Origin of the sequence: Streptomyces sp. DSM 15324 (assembly GCF_001514285.1) — a bacterium.
GTDB lineage: Bacteria > Actinomycetota > Actinomycetes > Streptomycetales > Streptomycetaceae > Streptomyces.
The window spans coordinates 90,561-109,107 of the sequence record NZ_KQ949028.1; the positions used below are offsets into that span (position 1 = coordinate 90,561).

An 18,547-nucleotide genomic window follows, 5' to 3' on the forward strand; every position below is an offset into this window, starting at 1 on the left:
CGAAGAGACTTGAAGCCGGTGACGCGGACTCGGCCCGTATGGGTTCTCGTGCGGTGTCCGTACGAGATCGATCCAGGAGGCGGAGGGCGCTGCACGCTGTTTCGACCTGCCTGAGTCTCTGCAATCTTGTGTGTGCCCAAGTAGGAGCGTCGTGAGGACGGGCGTGAGCCGCTGCGGCGAAATCCGGAGTTGAAGGGGGACACCGACAGCCGAGGCTCCCTCTTCGATCAAGCTCACCCCCTGGGAGGTCTTGCATACGCTCGGACGTGCCAGCCACCGTGCCGTCCCGGCAGGGGGTGGGCCGGAGTCGAGTGTCTGGCCGGGGCAGATGGAGTATTGAGAGGCGAGAATCTAGGGTCGGCACGTGGCTTTCATCCTGGTGTGTGAAGACGACGCGGCGGTTCGCGGCATTCTCAGGCGTGCCCTGGAGCACGACGGTCACACCGTTTCCGTCGCTGCCACGGCGGACAGCCTGCTACGGCAGCTCGCACCGGTGCCCCAGCTGGTCGTCCTGGATCTCGGGCTGCCGGACGCCGACGGCCGCGATGTCTGCCTGGCCCTGAGGGCTCGCGGCGTCGATGTGCCGGTGTTGATGCTCACCGCCCTGGACGGTCTGCATCACAAGGTGGGCGGGTTCGAGGCGGGCGCCGACGACTACATGACCAAACCCTTCGACATCCCGGAACTGCTGGTCCGCGTCCGGGCCCTGCTGCGCCGTTCCACTGTGGCGCCCGCATCGCACGAGGTCGTCCTCGATCCGGCGAAGCACATGGTGACCTACGATGCGGCGAGCATGAGCCTGACCCCGACCGAGTTCCGTCTACTGGGCCGCCTGATCGCCTCGCAGGGCGACGCGGTGCGCCGTCACGCCCTCGTCGCCGCCGGCTGGCCGCACGGGGCGCATGTCAGCGACAACACCCTCGACTCCTATGTGCGTCGGCTGCGGACCAAGCTCGGTCCGCTGGGTGTGGCCGAACGGCTCGCGACGGTCCGTGGCGTGGGCTACCGATGGCAGTGACGGGATTCCGCAGAAGCGTCGTCGCGCTCACCGTCCTGATCGCCACCGCCGTGGTCGCCATCCTGGTCGTCGTCTCGCACGTGCTGCTGAGCAGGGTGACGGACGCCGACGCGCACGATCTGGCCCGTACGCGCGCCGAGGCGGTCGCGGCGAACATCACCGCCAAGGGCGGCCGTGTCGTGCTCACGGAGAACGGCAGTGAGGCGTTGGACGAGGTCGCCTGGGTGTATGCCGACGGCCGCCTGATCGACGGGAACGTACCGGCGAGCGTGGTCAGGCGTGTCGCGGAACTGGTGGACTCGGGGCGTTCGCAGACCGCGACCGTCGGCGACTCCCTCCTGTACGCGCGGCAGGTCCCCGTCGACGGCCACCACGTCATGGTGGTCGTCCGGGTGGACCTCACGCCTTATGAGACGTCCGAGCAGCGCAGTCTGACCTTGTCGCTGATCCTGGGCGGCCTCACGATCCTCCTCGCCGGCGGTGTCGCGCATCTCGTGGTGCGCCGCGCGCTGCGGGTCGTGCACGAAATGGCCGCCCTCGCCGACGACTGGGGCCATCACGAACCCGGGCGCCGCTTCAACCTCGGCGCCCCCCGGGACGAGTTCGGGGAACTGGCACAGACGCTGGACCGCCTCCTGGAGCGCGTCGACAACGCACTGGCGGACGAACGCCGGCTCACCGACGAGATCGCCCACGAACTGCGGACACCGCTCACGGTCCTGCGGGGCGAGGCGCAGCTGGCGCAGCTGTCCGGCGAACCGGTACCACCGGAGGCGGTCCTGAGCGAGGCCGACCGCCTCGACGCGGCGATCACGACGATTCTGCGCGCCGCGCGCGCCCGCACGGACGAGGGGACCCGGTGCGATCTGCGCTCCGCCGCGCGGCAGGCGATTGGCGGTCGCGCGGTCGAGGTCGCCTTTCCCGCGAAGATCGAGGTGGCCGTGGCGCCCGACGTCGCCGTGTCGCTGCTGTCACCCCTGCTGGAGAACGGCCTGCGGCATGCGAAGACGCGTGTGTGGATCACCGCGCGCAAACAGGGGGCGGCTGTCGTGGTCGATGTCTTGGACGACGGCCCCGGGTTCGATCCCTCGGACGTCGAGCGGGTCTTCGAGGCGGGTGTGACCGGCGGCGACGGATTTGGGCTGGGGCTGCCGGTGGTCCGGCGCATCGCCGCCTCGGCCGGTGCGGAGGTCCGCGCGATCGCGGACGGCCGCGGTCACGTCGAGGTGACGCTCCCGGCCGTGGGTGCGGTCACGTAGTCAGGTTGCTTGCAGGTTCTCCGCGCGAACCTGGCCCGCATGACAACGACAACGGAAGCGCGCACGCGCAACGGGCGCCTCATGCTCAACAAGGTCCCCGAGGTCACCATCTGGTTCTGGGTGATCAAGATCCTGTGCACCACGGTGGGTGAGAGCTTCGCCGACTGGATCAACATGAAGCTGGGCGTCGGCCTGGTGAACACGGCCTGGATCTTCACCGGGGTGTTCGTGGTGGTCCTGGCCGTGCAGCTACGGCTGAAGCGGTACGTCCCCTTCCCCTACTGGCTGACCGTGGTCGTTGTCAGCGTCACGGGGACCCTGTACACCGACATCCTCACCGACCAGCTCAACGTGCCGCTGTGGATCAGCTCCGCGGTCTTCTCGGTGCTGCTCGCGGTGGTCTTCGGCGTGTGGTGGCTGCGCGAGCGCACGCTGTCGATCCACTCGGTCACCACGCTTCCGCGCGAGTCGTTCTACTGGCTCGCCGTTCTCGTCACCTTCGCGCTCGGCACGGCGACCGGCGACTGGACCCTCGAGCTCACCGGCTGGAGTCCGGGCGCCTCGGTGCTGCTGCCGCTCGGCCTCATCGCCGCGATCACGCTGCTGTGGAAGTTCGGCGCGAACCCGGTGCTGTCCTTCTGGCTCGCCTACATCCTGACCCGCCCGCTGGGCGCGAACATCGGCGACTGGCTCGCCTCCCCGAAGGTCGCTCAGCCGGGCGAGCCGACCGGCCTCGCGCTGGGCACCTTCACCACCAGCCTGATCTTCCTCGGCCTGATCCTGGCCACCGTGGTCTACCTGACGGTGACGCGCTCGGACGTGACCGAGACCTACGAGGCCGCCCACGCCGCCCACACCACCGGCGACCTGCGAAAGGAGCGCGTCGGTCTGGCCGGCTTCGCACTGCTCGCGGTCGCCACCACGGGCCTGCTGATCTGGGCCCACGGTCAGCCGCACACCGGCCCGGCGCCGGAGGAGGACAACACCTCCGCGGTCCAGATGGCCCCTGGCGAGGCGGTGAAGAAGTTCCCGCCCGCCAAGGTCGCCGCTCTGAAGACCCTCGCCTCCACCTCGCTCAAGGACGCCCGCTCCGGGAACGAGAAGGGTGCGCATGCGGCCGCGCAGTCGCTGCGTGACCTGTGGGACGCCGACCAGGCCTCGCTGCAGCCGCTGGACGAGACCGGGTGGACCTCCATCGACGCCCAGATGGACAAGGTGCTGGGGACCTTCGGCATCGACCACTCGAACCCGCCGATGCCGCCCGCGCAGCAGGAGAAGGAACTGAACGCCCTCCTGACGGACATGGGCTGACCGGTCACCCCCTCTCCGCTAACCCCGTCGGGGCGGTCGAAGCCGGTGCCGATGGCTCCGACCGCCCCCGTGTCCCGCAGCAGAGCCCACCGGGGCGCATTGCGCGGCCTCACCTCATACCGCCGCGTGTGCGCCCCTGTCGCGCTGTGACACGGCCAGGTAGCCGACGAATCCGATGATCGCCACCGTCCAGGCGAGGGTGACCGGAGCCAGGCCGAGGGCGAGGCCGCCACGGGTGTGGGGGAGGGCCATCCAGTCGGCGAGGGACGCTCCGAGGGGGCGGGTGATGACGTAGGCGGTCCAGAAGGCGGTCACCGCGCCGAGGGCCCCGAAGCGGTGGGCCAGGGCGGGTACGCAGATGGCGGCCGCGAAAAGGGCGACCGAGCCCAGGTAGCCGAAGCCGACGGTGGCCGTGAGATCGCCCGCCGCGGTGCCGAGGGCGAAGGTGGCCAGGACGGCCGCCCAGTAGAACGCCTCGCGGCGACGGGACCGGATCGTGTGGATGGAGAGGGTCCGTTCGCTCGCGTACCAGAGGGCGAACACCGCGGCCAGTACGACGAGGAACGCAGGTGTCGAGACGGCGTACGGCACGCCGAGGCCGACGTGCAGGACATCGGCGGCCATCGTGCCGAAAACGCTGACCATGACGACGGCGGTCCAGTAGACCCAGGCGACATACCGGCGGAGCGTGAACTGCACGGCCAGAGACGCCACGAGTGCGAGGCCGCCGAGCGCCACCGCAGGGATCGGGCCGAGCGTACGGGCCAAGAGGTCCGACGCCGTCTCGCCCATACCGGTGGTCAGCACCTTGATGATCCAGAAATAGACGGTCACCTCCGGCACCTTGTTCGCAAGCTGGCGTGCGGGGGTGAGGGGGCGTTCGTCGAGGACAGGCTCAGCGGTCATGATCCGCACGATGGCAGTCCGAGCATGAACGCAACCTGAACGGTCCACTACGCCGTTCGGGCCTCCCGCGTGGGCTGCGGCCCGCCCTCCCCTCACCGTGGACCGGGGTGAGGGAGGCGACTCCTCTCACCCGTCTCTAACCGACAAGCCGTACGGTGAAGGGATCTCCTACGACGTGTAGGAGATCCTGGTTCCGGGGCGCGTGATGACGAAAGGTGCAGGATGGCCGACGGCTCGAACGTCACGACGACCGGTGCCTCCCGCACCGGCTTCCCGACTCGGTCGGCCCGGCCTCGGCGCCGGTGCGGCGAACCTTGGCTCGCGGCGGTCGCGGGGGCTTTCACACTCGCCCAGCTCGTCCTCGTACGACCGGATCTTGGTCTCGGCTGGGACGAGACGGTCTACGTCAGTCAGGTCAGCGGCCAGGTTCCCGCCGCCTTCTTCAGCGCGCCCCGCGCCCGTGGCATCTCTCTGCTCGTCGCGCCGATCGCGTCATGGTCCGACTCCACCGCCCTTCTCAGGGTCTACCTGGCAGTCCTCTCCGGTCTGGGCCTCTACTTCGCCCTGCGCATCTGGCGAGCCCACGTCATGCCGCGCGTCCTGGCGCTGGCGGGTGCCCTGTTCGCCTCCCTCTGGGTGACCCTGTTCTACGGCCCGCAGGCCATGCCCAACTACTGGGTCGCCGTCGGCGCCCTGGTCGCCGTCGGCTGCTTCGTGCGGGTCCGGGAGAACGCACGTGACAGGGCGGCCTGGTGGGGCGCGTTCGCGGGCACGGCGCTGATGGCGTGGATGCGCCCGATGGACGCCGTCTACGTAGTGCTGCCGCTGCTCGCCCTGGCTGTACGCCGCCCCCGCCTCCTCGCCGTACTGATCGCCGGCCTGCTGGCCGGCGCCGGTGAGTGGGTGATCGAGGCGTACCTGAGCTACGGCGGCCTCGCGCAACGCCTCTCCGACGCCTCCCGCATCCAGGGCGGCCTCGGCTGGCATCTGGCGGTGGTCGACCAGCTGCGCAGTCTCGGCGGGCGTACCCTCTGCCGTCCCTGCACCGGATCGGCCCCCAACCCGGTGGTGAGCCTGTGGTGGTTCGCGCTGCCCGTCCTCGCCGCGCTCGGAGCGGTCACCGCCGTCCGTGTCCGCCGCGCCCTGCCCGTCCTGCTGCCGCTGACCTGCGCGGTCACGGCCGCCGTCCCCTACCTGTTCCTCATCGGCTACGCGGCCCCCCGCTTCCTGCTGCCCGCCTACGCGCTGCTCGCCGTCCCCGTCGCCCATGGTCTCGCTCACCTGGTCAGCGCCCCGACTCGGGGGAGCGCGCGCACCGTCGCCGTAAGCCTCGTCGCGGCCTGTCTGGCGGCTCATCTGGCCGTGCAGTACGTCGTCCTGGAACACACTCTGCGCAGTTCCGCCGCCAGCCGTGACGACTGGTCCCGCACCGCCTCAGCCCTCCACACGCTCGGCGTACGGCCGCCGTGCCTGCTCAGCGGCCACGAGGCCGTGCCCATCGCCTTCTACACCGGTTGCGGCTCGGCACAGACCGACGGCCACGACACCAGCACCACCGCGGCCGCACTGGCCCGGGCCGCCCACCGGACCTCCCTCGCCGTCCTCGCCCAGCCCGGCGACCGCCCGCCCGCCTACGCACGCACCTGGTCCATGGAGCGGGCCGGCGCTCTGCACGCCTACGTCGCCCCCTTCGTCCGGCAGGGGCGGTGACCGTGGCGACCGTGTCCGACAGCGTGACCGTGACCGCGGGCCGACGCCTCTACGTCCGGCTGGGCATCACTCTTGTGGTGCTCGTCGCCGCCGGCGCCATGCTCGCGGCGCACCGGGCCACCCTCGACACCGGTACCGACCAACTGGCCGCCGCCGACGGGGAATGGCTCGTGCTCGCCTGCTTCGCCACTGTCGCCACGTGGGTGTGCGCTGCTGTGGCGCAGCAGGGGGCGGTCGTTGAACGGCTGCCGAGGGGACGGCTGGTGGCCGCTCAGTTCGCGGCGTGCGCAGCCAACCACATCCTGCCCGCGGGAGCCGGGGCGAGCTTGGTCAACCTGCGGTTCCTGACGCGGTGCGGCCTGTCCACCAGGCGCTCGGCGACCGCGCTGGCGGTGAAGGCGGCAGTCGGCGGGATCGTCCGGTGCGTGCTGGGAGTCGTCCTGCTGGTGGCGTCACCGGGCACTGTCTCGCTGTCGGTGCGGGGCCCCCACGTGCTGGTCCTGGTGCCGGTCGTGGCGGCGGCCGTCGTGCTGGCGGTGGTGGCCAGCGGTCGGATCAGGCGGGCTGTGGGGCGGGCCGTGACCGACGTGCGGGAGGTGCATCGCTCCCGAGGGCGGGCCTGCGCACTGTGGGGCGGCTCGGTCGCGTTCGCGTTGCTGCACGCGGGTGTGGTCGTGGCCGTCGTCCGTGCGCTCGGTCTCGCGTTGCCCACGAGCCATGTGGTGATGGCCTACCTCGTGGCCAGTGGGGCGGCGGCCCTGCTTCCCACGCCCGGTGGACTGGGGTCGCTGGACGCCGCGCTCGCCTTCGCGCTCACCGCCGCCGGAGCACCGGGGCAGACGGCGATCTCGGCGGTCATCGGCTACCGCCTGCTCACCGGCTGGCTGCCGATGGCACCGGGACTGCTGGTCCTGGGGTTGCTCGCCCGTCGTTCGGCGCTCTGAGGCAGCGGAACGCCCTTGCACCGTGCCTCTCCAGCGGCCGCACATCTCCCTGTCCTCAGCGACACGGCAGCCGCTTCATCGGCCGCCTCGCCGTGCGTTGCGATCCTTTCGGCGCTCCGGGAACCGGGCGGTGCAGGTGATCGCGGGCTACGAGTTCGAGCGTCACCGCGACCGCGACGGACTGCACTGCCATGAGCGCGATCAGGACGAACAACTGGACCGCCCCGGCCATCACGGGACTCGCTCCTGCCATCAGCATGCCGACGAATGCGCCGGGAAGGGTGACCAGCCCCACGGTCCGAGTCTGGTCAAGGCCCGGCAGCAGTGCCTCTGACGCCGCGGGGCGGGCGATCTCCATCCGTGCGTCTCGGTCAGGGAAGCCCAATGCCATCGCGGCTTCCACCTCCCCATGGCGCTGAGTGAGTTCGTCCAGGGCACGGCGTCCGGCGAGGACGGTCACGGTGAGTGCGCCGCCGATGAGGATGCCCGTGATCGGGATCAGCGCGATGCCTCGCAGCGGGACGAGCCCCGTCAGCAGGAGTGCCGCGACGACCGGCACCACGCCGGCGGCGATCGGGGCGGCCGTGAGCCACCAGGTGCGGTCGCTGGTGACTCTCCGTCCCGCCGTACGCACCGCCACCGAGAACATGACGACAAGAAACGCCAACAGCCCTGGCACGGACTTGACGGCCCACGTGATGACCACCGACACGACGGCCAGCTGCGCCGCGGCCCTCAGCCCGGCGACGAGGATCTCCCGGGCTCGGCTTTTGTACGGGTGGGGGTCGAGACGGAACCGCCCCGCGACCACAGCCGCCGCCAGGAGCAGAGCGGCGAGCAGGACGCCGAGGGTGATGTTGACCGGGACGAGGGATGCCGCACTCGACGTCACGTTCCCCACCTCAAGGACCCGCTGCCTGGGCCGAGTGATGCCGTGCAATCAGCCAGACCACGCACCTGATGTGAACGAGACAGTCTACGTCGACGCCGGGCCGCCGCGGTCCGGGTGCCCGGCTTTTTGACTGAAGGTGGGAGTCGTTCGGCGGTGACTGTGGGCGTCGGCTTCTGACCGAGTTTGCGGTATCGGTTTTGTTCCGGCGCCACCTGGGGCTTGCGGTGGGGCGGGCTTCTATCGTTGGCGGCCGGATGGGGAAGTCGTCGTCTGCGCGCCGCACACCGGTGTTGCCTACCTCCACCTCATGCGACCCGCTCGCCTCCCTCCGGCGGCGAGGTGCCCTCGCCCAAGAACGGCACCCGCAGCCCCCCCCCCCGGTGATCAAGGCGAGCTTGGCTGGCCGGACGGATCCGCCGTCGCGGGCCGTCCGGAAAGCAAAGCCACGCCTGGCCGCGTGAGCGCAGCTCGGCATTCACCCACACCGGAACACCCCGCAGCACACCGCCCCACTGTGACGCCCCCGCAAGGGAGAACTCCCCCAGCGCCACATCAACCGCCACCTGCCGGTCAGCCACCACCAGCAGGGCAGCACGATCTGACGCCTTGGCCACCCAGCTATCCGGCACCCGCCGCCATTTACCCGCGACTGCGGCGGCAGGAGCAAGGGAAGGGATCGCGAAACCGCTCCAGGCGCGAGCGGCCCTTGTCCGTGGGCGCACTGCCCGACTGCCCCACCAGCTCCGGCGGTGCCCCTCTGTGAGCCAGTAGCCCGGCGGCTCGGCGCAAACACCACCTGAACGGCGCACGTTCCCGTGGCCTGGCGTGCGAGGCGACCCGTCCGGCCGCACGCTGAACTCCACTGCCGGTACGCCTCAGGTGTGATCACGCTCCGTCCGGAAGGCCCCGTTCTCCTCATGGCTCTCTTTATCCCGATGGGGCTGCTGACGGTGATCACCCTCGACGCATTCGAGGACTACCCCTACCCGCCCCTCGACCGCGGAGGAAGGCGTCCCGAGCAGTCGGAATCCGGCTGAGCAGTCCATCGAACGGAGAAGACAACCATGAGCGCTCCTTGCGAAAAGCTACTCCGCCTTGAGAAGGGCCATGCCGACCCCGATGAGCTGGCCGCCATCACCGTGGTCCTGATAGCTCGTGCCGCCACCCAGACCGCAGCCGACCCGGCCCAGTGCGCCCGCTCCAAGGCCGGCTGGCGTCGTCTTGAGCGCACTCCCGGCTTCCGTGCCCCGCACAGCTGGCAGCACTGACCAAGGCAGGTCCGGCTGACCCGCCGGGAACTGGTTCGGTGACACCATTCCACCGACATTGATCATGCAGACGCCCCCGAAGCGACTCTCGCTCGCTGACACGTCAGCCGCTTCTCAATCCACCGGATCCGGCGGCCGTTCCAGCCGGTATCCGTGCCCCCGCAACGTGGCGATCTCCGGCAGGCGGACAGGACCGCCCCCGGCCTGCGCCGCCTCGGTCAGTCTGCGTCGCAGGCCCGCCATCGTCACGTCGAGAGTCTTGGTGGGTCCGAACCAGTTCTCGTCCCACACCTCGGACATCAACGACTCCCGCGACACCGCCTCGCCGACCCGCTCGGCCAGCACCGCGAGCAGGTCGAACTCCTTGGCCCGCAGGGGGATCTCGACACCGTGCAGCGCGCATCGCCGGGCGGAGACGTCGACGACCAGATCGCCCAGCCGCACCGGCTTCCGGACCGGGGCGGCCACGGACTGCCGCCGCAGATGCGCTCGCAGCCGGGCCAGCAGCACGGTCATGCTGAACGGTTTGACGAGATAGTCGTCGGCCCCGGCATCCAGTCCGGCGATGACGTCGATGTCCTCGGTCCGCGCGGTCAGCACCACGATCAGCAGATCGGGCAGGCGGGCCCGCAGATCCCGGGCCACGTCCAGGCCGTCCATGTCGGGCAGCCCCAGGTCCAGCAGCAGCACGTCGTACGGTGCCCGCGCGGCCTCGGCCAGCGCGCCCGCCCCCGTACGGCACCAGGTCGGCGCGTAGTCGTGGCCGCGCAGGCCGGAATTCAGATGGCGGCCGATGGTGTCGTCGTCCTCGACGACAAGGACACGGTGACGGTAGCGGTCCGGTGCGGCGGGCGTGCGCATGGACCACAGCCTAGGAGTGCACAGGGTGGGGAGCTCGTCCTGCGCGCGGGGCGTGTTCACAGGTCGCGGAGCTCCTCCACGGCGGGGCGTCGGGTGGTGCGGATGCCGTTGAGGGCCGCGGCGAGGATGGCGGCGACGGCGGCAGTGGCGGTGAGTGCGAGGTAGAGTCCGGGGACAGAGAGGCCGGCGGGTGGCGGATCGAAGACGCCGGTCAGGACCTTGACCAGCATTTGTGACAGGGCCCAGCCGATCAGGGCGCCTCCGGCGAGACCGCCGGCGGCCAGCAGCAGGGCCTCGGTGAGGACCATGCCGCGCAGGTGACGGGCCCGCGCGCCGAGGACCGTGGCGATCGCGAAGGTACGGCGGCGTTCGGCGAGCCCGAGGGCGAGGACGAGCCCACCGGCTCCCGCGGCCAGCAGGACCGCGAAGGCGAGTTCGATGCGTGTCAGGCCCGCCAGATCGACCGACGTCAGGCTGGTGCCGACGCTGCCGCGGGTCTGGGTGAGGTCGGTGACGGTGGCACCGGTGCCGAGCTGCCTCCGCAGCTGTGCGGCGATCTGCTTCTGGTGGCTGCCGCCGGTGTCGAGGAGAAAGGCGCCCACCGCGTCGCTGCCGGTGGCGTTGGCGACGTAGGAGGCGTTGGCGACGAAGAAGCTGTCCTTGGGGGCGGTGGGGAATTCCTTGGCGATGCCCGCGTAGTGGAAGGGGACTGTGTGCAGGGCTTTGGTGCGGGCGTCCTGGACGCGCAGGTTGACGGTGTCGCCGGGGGAGAGCTGGAAGTCGTTGACGGTCTCGACGCTGACCAGGAGGTTGTCCGGGTGCTGGGCAAGGCGTTGCATCAGCTGCCGGGCGGTGCCGCCGGCGAAGTAGGCGTCCTGGAGTGAGGTGGCCCTGGCGATGGTGTCCGGGCGGACGCCGTAGAGGTCCTGGAGGTCGGAGCCGACGTAGGCGAAGCGGTGCTGGAGGGGTTCGACGTGCCGTACACCTGAGATCTTCAGGGCCGCTCCGGAAGCGGGTGGGACCTGGGCCCCTGGTGGTTCGGTGACGGTGACGTCGGCGCCGTTGGTGAGCCGGGCGTCGACTTCGGCCTGCTGGTGGTACGTGGCGTTGAAGACGGCGGTGGACACGGCGAAGGAGACGGCCAGGGCGAGCAGCACCACCGAGCGGGCGAGCGGTCGTCGGCGCCGGGTCAGTACCGCCGCGGTGGTCCCGGCCAAGGTCGCGGTCAGTGGGCGGGCCAGCCGGGTCAGGACGGGGCGGCCACGGGTGAGGACCAGCAGGGTCAGGCGCCACAGCAGCAGGGCCGCGCCGATCCACAGCAGGGCGGGGCCGAGGAAGGCCCAGTAGGACACGGAGATGCTGGGAACGCCCTCGGGGGCGAGGACCAGCGCGTACTGGTTGCCGGAAGAGGCACGGAAGACCAGCCACGAGCCGATCAGGAGCACGAAGTCCAGGCCGTACCGCAGCCACCAGGGCGATCGGGAGGGACGTACGCCCTCCTGTTTGCGGGTGTCGGCGACGGTGACCGAGCGCAGGTCCCGCAGCGCGGGGACGAGCACGGCACCGGCGGCCACCGCGGCTCCCAGTACGAAGGCGATCGCGTACCACACGACCCACTGCCCCGCGCTCGCGCCGAACGAGGCCGCACCGAACGCCAGACGGCCGGTGAGCGCGGCGACCCATACCCCCGCGAGGCCCCCGACGAGACCGATGAGGGCGGCTTCCAGGCCCGCGAGACCAGTGATCTGACGGGGCCGCAACCCGCGCAGTCGCAGCAACCCCTGTTCCTGGCGCCGCCGTTCTCCGCCGGCCGAGGCGACCGCCGCGGTCAGCGCGGCTGCGAGGACCGCTCCTGGCACGCCGAGGAAGAGGAAGAGGATCTGGGCGTACAGGGCGTCCTGGCGGGCGGAGTCGAGGGCGGCGCCGATGTTGTTGCCGACCAGGGCGGTGCCTGCGGAGTGGGCCTCCAGGTTGTGGGCGGCACCGGTGACCGAGGAGAACGCGGCGGCCGGGTCGGATGGCAGCCTGGTGTTGTCGCGGGCGACGTGGACCTGGGTGGTGACGGCAGTGGCGCCGCGGGTGAGGGAGGCGAACCGGGCGGCGGGCAGCAGGACGACGTTGTCTGGGGGCGCGGTCGGCTGCGACTGGCTGGGGGCACCGACGGTCTGGAAGAGGGAGTCGGCCTGGGGCAGGTCGACCACGCCGTCCACCTTGACCTGGCGCGGGCCGGCACCGGGAAGCTGGATGCCGATGGTGTCGCCCGGGGCGGCGTGCAGGTTGGAGGCGGTCTGCTGGGCCAAGAGGACGCCGGAGGAGGAGCCCGACAGCGTACGGAGGGCGTCCGGGAAGCGGGCACGGTAGCCGTCGGGCAGTCCGAGGGCGACGCCGGGGCCGGTGGTCTGGGTGCTGCCCTGCACACGGGCCGTGAAGCCGCTGGTGTGGGCGAAGCCGACGGGCAGCGCGGTGCGGGTGCCGGGAGTCTTCTGCACGAGGGACAGAACGGCGTTAGGGTCGGCGCCGGGCTGCACCTGGACCTGCCAGTCCACGGCGACCGAGCGCAGGGCGCGCTGGGTCATCGTCGCCTTGGACGCGGTGAGGAAGGAGCCGAGCGCGGCGACGAGGGCGACCGCGAGCGTGACGCCCGCCAGGGCGGCCAGCAGCCGGCCGGTGCGGTGGCGGGCCAGGCCGCGAGCCCATGCGGTGATCATGACACCTCCTCGGGTGCGAGCAGTCGTCCGTCGCGCATGCTGCGCCGGACGGTGAGCCGGGCGGCGACGGCCGGATCGTGGGTGGTGACGACGAGGGCCGCACCGGTGTGGTCGGCAGCCGTCAGAAGGGCGTCCAGGACATGGGCGCCGGTGGCGTGGTCGAGGCGGCCGGTGGGTTCGTCGGCGAGGATCAGGCGAGGCGCCTGGGCCAGCACCCGGGCGGCGGCCACCCGTTGGGCCTGGCCGCCGGAGATCTCCTCGGGCAGCCGTTCGGCGAGATCGGCGGCGTCCACCAGGGCGAGCGCGGCGAGCGCGGCCTGCCTGGCCTCGTCTTCCGCGCGGTCGGTGAGGACAAGGGGCAGGGCGGTGTTCTCGGCCACGTTCAGGGCGGGGATCAGGCTGTCGCCCTGGAACACGAGGCCGATGTCGTACGGCCCGAGGGAGGCGGCGCGGGTGACGGTGCCGCGGGTGGGCTGTTCGAGTCCGGCGATCAGATGGAGCAGCGAGCTCTTGCCCGATCCCGAGGGGCCGACCACCGCGAGCCGGTCCCCGGCCCGGATCGTCAGGTCGGCGCCGTGCACGGCCACGACCGCCTGGGCTCCTCGGCCGAAGGTCAGGGCCGCGTCCGTGCAGCTGACGAGCACGTCATCCGACGACATCGTGTGCCTCCTCGCGGTCGTGCGGCGGCGCGGCGCTGGTGGCCCTGCCGTCTGTCAGCGTGATCACCCGGTCCGCGACCCGGACCGCCTCCGCGCTGTGCGTGACGAGCAGCACCGCGCAGCCCTGCGTGGCCCGCTCCTGCAGCAGTGAAAGCACCAACTGCTCGGTCTCGCCGTCCAGTTCACCGGTCGGCTCGTCGGCAAGCAGGACGGCGGGCGCGTTGGCCAGGGCGACGGCGAGCCCTGCCCGCGCCAGCTCGCCGCCGGACAGCTGCCGGGGCAGGGCACGTGTCCGCCCGGCCAGCCCCACCTGCGCCAGCAGGGTCTCGGCCGGGACGGGGGCCCTGCGGCCCTGCGCCCGTTGCGGCAGGCGGACGTTGTCGCGCACATTCAGGTGGGGCAGCAGGTTGCGGGTCTGCAGCAGGACGCCGATGTGCCGGGCGCGCAGCCGGGCCCGTTCGGTCTCCGGCCGATGGCTGATCCGTACGCCGCTCACGCGGACCTCGCCGCCTGAGGGTTCGTCGAGTCCGGCCAGGCATGCCAGCAGAGTCGACTTTCCGGCCCCGGACGGTCCCACGACCGCGACGGTCTCACCACGTCGCACCGTCAGCGACACCCCGCGCAGCGCGAGCGTCTCTTCCTCGCCGGCCCGGTAGAAGCGGTACAGCTCTCGGGCTGTCAGTACATCGTCGGCGGAGCCGCGGGAGTCGTACGAGTCGACTGGCATCGGGCTCACCGCCACGCGAAGGAGTCGCTGACGATGCGCCAGGGGTCGACGTTGTCTGCCTTGACCGGGCCGGACAGGGTCAGGTCGACCTCGTGTCCCGCGCGATAGAAGGCATACCGTTCGAACGCGTCCCGCACCACCTTGCCGGTCACCGGGTCCTTCGCCGAGTCGCCCTGGTAGGTCAGCAGGACCACACGGCCGGAGTGCCGCGTCACCTCCGACACCTTGGGAGCGGCGAACTTCGGTACCTGGGAGCGCAGTTGCGGTATCACCTTGCTGGTGACCGAGCCGGTCGTCGGCGCGGCGGCAGCGGAAACCGCCGTGATCTTCACAGTGTTGAGCTTGTCCGTGAACACGGTGGTGCCGCCCTGGCCGGTGCGGGCCCAGCCCTCGGGCACCTTGACCGTGAAGCCGGTGAAGGCACCGCCGCTCGGCTGGTAGGCGACGAACGCCTGGTTGTCGGGGATGTCACCGGGAGGGTTGGACTCGGTGGGCGCCGCGTTGTTCTGCCCGCCGCTGCCACCTCCGCCTCCGGAGGAGGAACCGGCCGTGGGAGCGGCCGGGGACGTCGTCGAACCGGAGCCCGAACCCGAGCCCGAGCCTGAACCCGTCCCGGAACAGCCCACGGTCACCGCTGCCACCAAGGCCAGTCCGACGACCGCGTACGTCCGTGTGCGTGCTGCCATGACCACTGCCCTCCAGAGGAGTCCTCGGACCGGACGATCCACAGCACCGACGCTAGGGAGAGGCCGGTTAACGCCCTGCTCGCCGTGGGTTAGAGGACGGCAAAACCGTGTGGCGCAGCACGTCCGCCCTGGTGAACGGCCCGCATGATGGGGTCATGAGACAGCGTGTGGTGCGAGTCGCCCTGACCGCCGCTCTGGTCGCCGTCGTCCTCCTCGCCGTCCCGCTCGCCCTGGCCATCAGGTCGTCCCTGTACGCCGACCAGCGCGACACCCTGGAGCGGTCCGCCCTGGCCGCGGCCGTACGTGTGAGCCCGGACTACGCAGCCGGCGACCCGGCGGAACTGCCGAGGCCCCCGGCAGGCGGCCACCTCGGTCTGTACGACCCGCAGTCGCGGTTGCGGGCGGGCAGCGGCCCCCGTTCGGGCGACGCACCGGTCCGTCGAGCCCTGGGCGGTGAGGCCGTACGGGGCCACTCGGGTGGCGACCTGGTGGTCACCGTGCCCGTCTCCCACGCCGAGCAGGTGATCGGCGTCGTGCGGGTCTCGTCCCCCGCAGCCTCCGTGCGCGACCGCGTCCTCGTCGCGTGGGCGGTGCTGCTGGGGGTGGCGGCTCTGGCGCTGGCCGTCGCGGTGGTCGTGGCCCGCCGTCAGGCACGGGCCCTGGCAGCCCCGTTGGAGGATCTGTCCCGCCACTGCCGGGCCGTGACCGAGGGCGACCTGAACGCCCGTGCCGCCCCCAGCAGCATCGGCGAGATCGACCAGGTCGCCCGCACCCACAACGAGATGCTGCACAGCCTCTCCGAACTCCTCCGTCACGAACGCGACTTCACCGCCAACGCCTCCCACCAGCTGCGCACCCCCCTCACTGGTCTGCAACTCGCCCTGGAGGCGGGCCTCGCCCAGGACGACGACGCCGGGCTGCGACCCGTCCTGACCGAAGCACTGGCCACCACCCACCGACTGCACCACACGGTGGAGGAGGTGCTGCGCCTGTCGGGTGCCAGCAAGGTGTCCCCCTCCGCCGCCGGGAAAATCGCGGTGGGGCAACTGCTGCGGGACGCCGAGGCACGCTGGCACGGCCTGTTCGCCAGGGACGGCAGACGCCTGGAGTGCGCCGCACGGGACACACCGACCGATGTCCTGGTCCCAGGCGCGCCCGTGTCGGAGGTGCTCGGCATCCTGCTGGACAACGCCCGCGTGCATGGGCGCGGCACCGTCCGGGTCACCGTGCGGGACCTGGAGGACGCCCTCGCCATCGACGTCAGCGACGAGGGTGCCGTGGCGGGCGAGCCGGCCCGGCTGTTCGACCGGGGGCACACCGGGGGCGGACCGGGAGCGGGTATCGGCCTGGCTCTCGCCCGGGACCTGGCCGTCTCGCTCGGCGGCAGGATCTCCCTGGCCAGTGCTCGCCCTGCCACCTTCACCTTGCTCATTCCCGTCGACCGGGACGAGGCACAAGAGTCGTCTGGATGAGAGGACCGTCCTGCGCCGCCCTCCCGGTCGTGGCTCTCTCACGGACCGGGCTGCTCGACAGGTCTGTGGCCTTCCGTCGGTCTTGAAGAAAAGCAGACCTGCTTGATGAAGACGCGACCGCTTCTTCCGTGGGCGTTCACACACGCGCCGTTTCCGGTACGCAAGACGCGACTCTGATGGGCCCGCCTCGCAAATCGCCCCAAAGAGCCGGGAGATGCACACATGTCCAGAAGTCATGTCAGACTCGCAGCCGTTTTCGCTGCTGCCGGAGTCCTGACCGGCGTGACTGCCATCCAGCCCTCGGCGTTCGCCGCCTCCCACCACCAGGCCCCTGCCAAGCACGTCCTGCTGATCTCGGTCGACGGACTGCACCAGTCGGACCTGGCCTGGTACGTCTCCCGGCACCCGAACTCGGCACTGGCGCGGCTGGTCGGCGGCGGCGTGGAGTACACCCACGCCAGGACCACCACGCCGTCCGACTCCTTCCCCGGCATGGTCGCCCAGGCGACCGGTGGCGGCCCCGGCACCACCGGCGTCTACTACGACGACACCTACAACGCGGCGCTCCTGCCCGCCGGGACCACCAGCTGCAAGGCCGTCAAGCCCGGTGTCGAGGTGGACCTCACGGAGGACCTGGACAAGAACCAGGCATCCATCGACGCCGGTCAGGGCCTCACCGGCCTGCCGGACAGCATCCTGTCGATGACGGGCAACCCGGCGAGCCTGATCAACGCCTCCAAGCTGCCGGTCGACCCCAAGACCTGCAAACCGGTCTACCCGCACTCCTACCTCAAGGTGAACACCATCTTCGAGGTGGCCCGCAGCGCAGGCCTGCGCACCGCGTGGTCGGACAAGCACGCGGCGTACGAAATCCTCAACGGGCCCTCGGGCACCGGCGTCCAGGACCTGTTCACGCCCGAGATCAACAGCGACGCCCTGGGCTACCCGGCCGGCGACGACTGGACCAAGGACAACCAGGCCACCGAGCAGTACGACGGCTACAAGGTGAAGGCCGTCCTCAACGAGATCGACGGCTACGACCACAGCCGTACCCACAAGGTCGGCACCCCGGCGATCTTCGGCCTCAACTTCCAGTCGGTCTCCACCGCGCAGAAGCTGCCCGCCTCCGACGGCCTCAAGGGTGGCTACACCGCCAAGAACATGCCCGGACCGCTGCTGACGAAGAACCTGGACTTCGTCAACGCGCAGATCGGCGCCCTGACTTCTGAGATCGCCAAGCGGCATCTGGCCGACAGCACCACGGTCATCCTGTCCGCCAAGCACGGCCAGTCGCCCACCGACCCCACCGCGCTCACCCGGATCGACGACGGCCCGCTGCTGGACGGCCTCAACGCCGCCTGGAAGAAACTCCATCCCGCCGCCGGCGATCTGGTCGCGCACTCCGTGGACGACGACGCGATGCTGCTCTGGCTGACCGACCGCTCGCAAGCCGCCACCGAGTTCGCCAAGAGGTACCTGCTGGCGCAGAGCGGCACCGGCACCGACATCAACGCCGCGCCCAGGACCTTCACCCGCAGCGGGCTCAGCAAGGTCTACGCAGGGAAGGCCGCGGCCCACTACTTCCACGTCGAAGCCGGCGACACCCGTGTCCCGGACATCTTCGGCCTCGCGCAGTACGGCGTCGTCTACACCGGCGGCACCAAGAAGATCGCCGAGCACGGCGGCGCCCACGCTGACGACCTCGACGTTCCGCTGGTGGTGTCGGGCGCCTCGGTTCCGGACGGCGTGCGCGACTCCACGAGCGTGCAGACCAAGCAGATCGCACCGACGATCCTGAGCCTGCTCGGTCTGAACCCCCGCTCTCTGCAGGCTGTGCGCGAGGAGCACACCACGGTGCTGCCGGTCCGCTGACCGGTCCGGTGCGCCCCGCCTGACGCGGGCGGGGCGCACCGGCCGCTTCCATCGCGGTCGGGATCGCGGAACTTCGCAACCGTGACGGCACGGAGTTGTTGCTGGACACGGCTGCGGTGCCGGCGTCGACGGACGGGCTACCAGCAGGACGTCCACCGTCGATCGGCGGCGGCGCGCGGCTGCTCCGACTGGCTGGGGCGTGGCCTGCTCGCGACGTCAAGACACCGGCCCGGCGTTGTGCGGCCTCCCTGTCG

General features: G+C 71.0%; 15 protein-coding genes. 8 read left to right on the forward strand and 7 right to left on the reverse strand.

The window, feature by feature from the left end; all coding sequences use genetic code 11:
• The first annotated feature begins 364 nt into the window (after positions 1-364).
• From AQJ58_RS19995 to AQJ58_RS20005, 3 genes are read left to right on the forward strand one after another with little or no spacing between them, the layout of a single operon-like run.
• Complete coding sequence (locus AQJ58_RS19995) at positions 365-1,018, forward strand: response regulator transcription factor (protein WP_067251998.1); 654 nt, start codon at positions 365-367, stop codon at positions 1,016-1,018.
• Entirely contained in the window at positions 1,009-2,277 is a 1,269-nt protein-coding gene (locus AQJ58_RS20000) for a sensor histidine kinase (RefSeq protein ID WP_067252000.1), read from the forward strand. The genes AQJ58_RS19995 and AQJ58_RS20000 overlap by 10 nt, the downstream gene beginning before the upstream one ends.
• A 39-nt stretch (positions 2,278-2,316) precedes the next feature.
• On the forward strand, positions 2,317-3,588 hold the full coding sequence (locus tag AQJ58_RS20005; RefSeq protein ID WP_067252001.1) for a COG4705 family protein: 1,272 nt from the start codon (positions 2,317-2,319) through the stop codon (positions 3,586-3,588).
• A 114-nt stretch (positions 3,589-3,702) separates the two neighbouring features.
• Here AQJ58_RS20005 and AQJ58_RS20010 read toward each other — a convergent pair whose 3' ends face one another.
• Positions 3,703-4,494 carry a COG4705 family protein gene (locus AQJ58_RS20010; RefSeq protein ID WP_067252569.1) on the reverse strand — a complete coding sequence of 264 codons (792 nt, stop codon included), beginning with the start codon at positions 4,492-4,494 and terminating at the stop codon, positions 3,703-3,705.
• A gap of 222 nt (positions 4,495-4,716) precedes the next feature.
• Between AQJ58_RS20010 and AQJ58_RS20015 the strand changes: the two genes are divergently transcribed.
• Both AQJ58_RS20015 and AQJ58_RS20020 read left to right on the forward strand, forming a co-directional pair.
• On the forward strand, positions 4,717-6,204 hold the full coding sequence (locus tag AQJ58_RS20015; RefSeq protein ID WP_067252003.1) for a hypothetical protein: 1,488 nt from the start codon (positions 4,717-4,719) through the stop codon (positions 6,202-6,204).
• Positions 6,205-6,215: 11 nt separating this feature from the next.
• Positions 6,216-7,148: a lysylphosphatidylglycerol synthase transmembrane domain-containing protein gene (locus AQJ58_RS20020; RefSeq protein WP_067252571.1), complete on the forward strand. Its 933-nt coding sequence runs from the start codon at positions 6,216-6,218 to the stop codon at positions 7,146-7,148.
• Between the two features lie 55 nt (positions 7,149-7,203).
• On the opposite strand, the gene AQJ58_RS20025 is transcribed toward AQJ58_RS20020, so the two are convergent.
• Positions 7,204-8,040: an ABC transporter permease gene (locus AQJ58_RS20025; protein ID WP_067252005.1), complete on the reverse strand. Its 837-nt coding sequence runs from the start codon at positions 8,038-8,040 to the stop codon at positions 7,204-7,206.
• A 1,064-nt stretch (positions 8,041-9,104) separates the two neighbouring features.
• Here AQJ58_RS20025 and AQJ58_RS40985 point away from each other — a divergent pair.
• Positions 9,105-9,308 carry an acyl-CoA carboxylase subunit epsilon gene (locus tag AQJ58_RS40985; RefSeq protein WP_079079058.1) on the forward strand — a complete coding sequence of 68 codons (204 nt, stop codon included), beginning with the start codon at positions 9,105-9,107 and terminating at the stop codon, positions 9,306-9,308.
• A 114-nt stretch (positions 9,309-9,422) separates the two neighbouring features.
• Here the strand turns inward: AQJ58_RS40985 and AQJ58_RS20030 are convergent, their stop codons facing one another.
• Genes AQJ58_RS20030 through AQJ58_RS20050 form a run of 5 tightly spaced genes read right to left on the reverse strand, consistent with a single transcriptional unit; the run spans position 9,423 to position 14,949 of the window.
• Complete coding sequence (locus tag AQJ58_RS20030) at positions 9,423-10,169, reverse strand: response regulator transcription factor (protein WP_067252006.1); 747 nt, start codon at positions 10,167-10,169, stop codon at positions 9,423-9,425.
• Between the two features lie 56 nt (positions 10,170-10,225).
• Positions 10,226-12,877 (reverse strand): FtsX-like permease family protein, encoded by a 2,652-nt coding sequence (locus tag AQJ58_RS20035; RefSeq protein ID WP_067252008.1) that lies wholly within the window; start codon positions 12,875-12,877, stop codon positions 10,226-10,228.
• Positions 12,874-13,536, reverse strand: a complete 663-nt coding sequence (locus AQJ58_RS20040; RefSeq protein WP_067252010.1) for an ABC transporter ATP-binding protein — start codon at positions 13,534-13,536, stop codon at positions 12,874-12,876. The genes AQJ58_RS20035 and AQJ58_RS20040 overlap by 4 nt, the downstream gene beginning before the upstream one ends.
• Positions 13,523-14,263, reverse strand: a complete 741-nt coding sequence (locus tag AQJ58_RS20045) for an ABC transporter ATP-binding protein (protein ID WP_067252013.1) — start codon at positions 14,261-14,263, stop codon at positions 13,523-13,525. The genes AQJ58_RS20040 and AQJ58_RS20045 overlap by 14 nt, the downstream gene beginning before the upstream one ends.
• Positions 14,264-14,268: 5 nt before the next feature.
• Positions 14,269-14,949 carry a hypothetical protein gene (locus AQJ58_RS20050; RefSeq protein ID WP_067252015.1) on the reverse strand — a complete coding sequence of 227 codons (681 nt, stop codon included), beginning with the start codon at positions 14,947-14,949 and terminating at the stop codon, positions 14,269-14,271.
• A gap of 155 nt (positions 14,950-15,104) precedes the next feature.
• Here AQJ58_RS20050 and AQJ58_RS20055 point away from each other — a divergent pair, with 155 nt between their 5' ends.
• Positions 15,105-16,421: a HAMP domain-containing sensor histidine kinase gene (locus tag AQJ58_RS20055; RefSeq protein WP_067252016.1), complete on the forward strand. Its 1,317-nt coding sequence runs from the start codon at positions 15,105-15,107 to the stop codon at positions 16,419-16,421.
• 282 nt (positions 16,422-16,703) lie between these two features.
• A complete protein-coding gene (locus tag AQJ58_RS20060; protein WP_199844626.1) occupies positions 16,704-18,293 on the forward strand; it encodes an alkaline phosphatase family protein in 1,590 nt (529 codons plus the stop codon).
• Positions 18,294-18,547: the final 254 nt, after the last annotated feature.

What these genes read in the sequence shown, in the direction of transcription:
- AQJ58_RS20000 (WP_067252000.1), top strand. Translation starts at nt 1,009, where the DNA reads ATGGCAGTGACGGGATTCCGCAGAAGCGTCGTCGCGCTCACCGTCCTG.
- AQJ58_RS20005 (WP_067252001.1), top strand. Translation starts at nt 2,317, where the DNA reads ATGACAACGACAACGGAAGCGCGCACGCGCAACGGGCGCCTCATGCTC.
- AQJ58_RS20010 (WP_067252569.1), bottom strand. Translation starts at nt 4,494, where the DNA reads ATGACCGCTGAGCCTGTCCTCGACGAACGCCCCCTCACCCCCGCACGC.
- AQJ58_RS20015 (WP_067252003.1), top strand. Translation starts at nt 4,717, where the DNA reads ATGGCCGACGGCTCGAACGTCACGACGACCGGTGCCTCCCGCACCGGC.
- AQJ58_RS40985 (WP_079079058.1), top strand. Translation starts at nt 9,105, where the DNA reads ATGAGCGCTCCTTGCGAAAAGCTACTCCGCCTTGAGAAGGGCCATGCC.
- AQJ58_RS20030 (WP_067252006.1), bottom strand. Translation starts at nt 10,169, where the DNA reads ATGCGCACGCCCGCCGCACCGGACCGCTACCGTCACCGTGTCCTTGTC.
- AQJ58_RS20035 (WP_067252008.1), bottom strand. Translation starts at nt 12,877, where the DNA reads ATGATCACCGCATGGGCTCGCGGCCTGGCCCGCCACCGCACCGGCCGG.
- AQJ58_RS20040 (WP_067252010.1), bottom strand. Translation starts at nt 13,536, where the DNA reads ATGTCGTCGGATGACGTGCTCGTCAGCTGCACGGACGCGGCCCTGACC.
- AQJ58_RS20045 (WP_067252013.1), bottom strand. Translation starts at nt 14,263, where the DNA reads ATGCCAGTCGACTCGTACGACTCCCGCGGCTCCGCCGACGATGTACTG.
- AQJ58_RS20050 (WP_067252015.1), bottom strand. Translation starts at nt 14,949, where the DNA reads ATGGCAGCACGCACACGGACGTACGCGGTCGTCGGACTGGCCTTGGTG.
- AQJ58_RS20055 (WP_067252016.1), top strand. Translation starts at nt 15,105, where the DNA reads ATGAGACAGCGTGTGGTGCGAGTCGCCCTGACCGCCGCTCTGGTCGCC.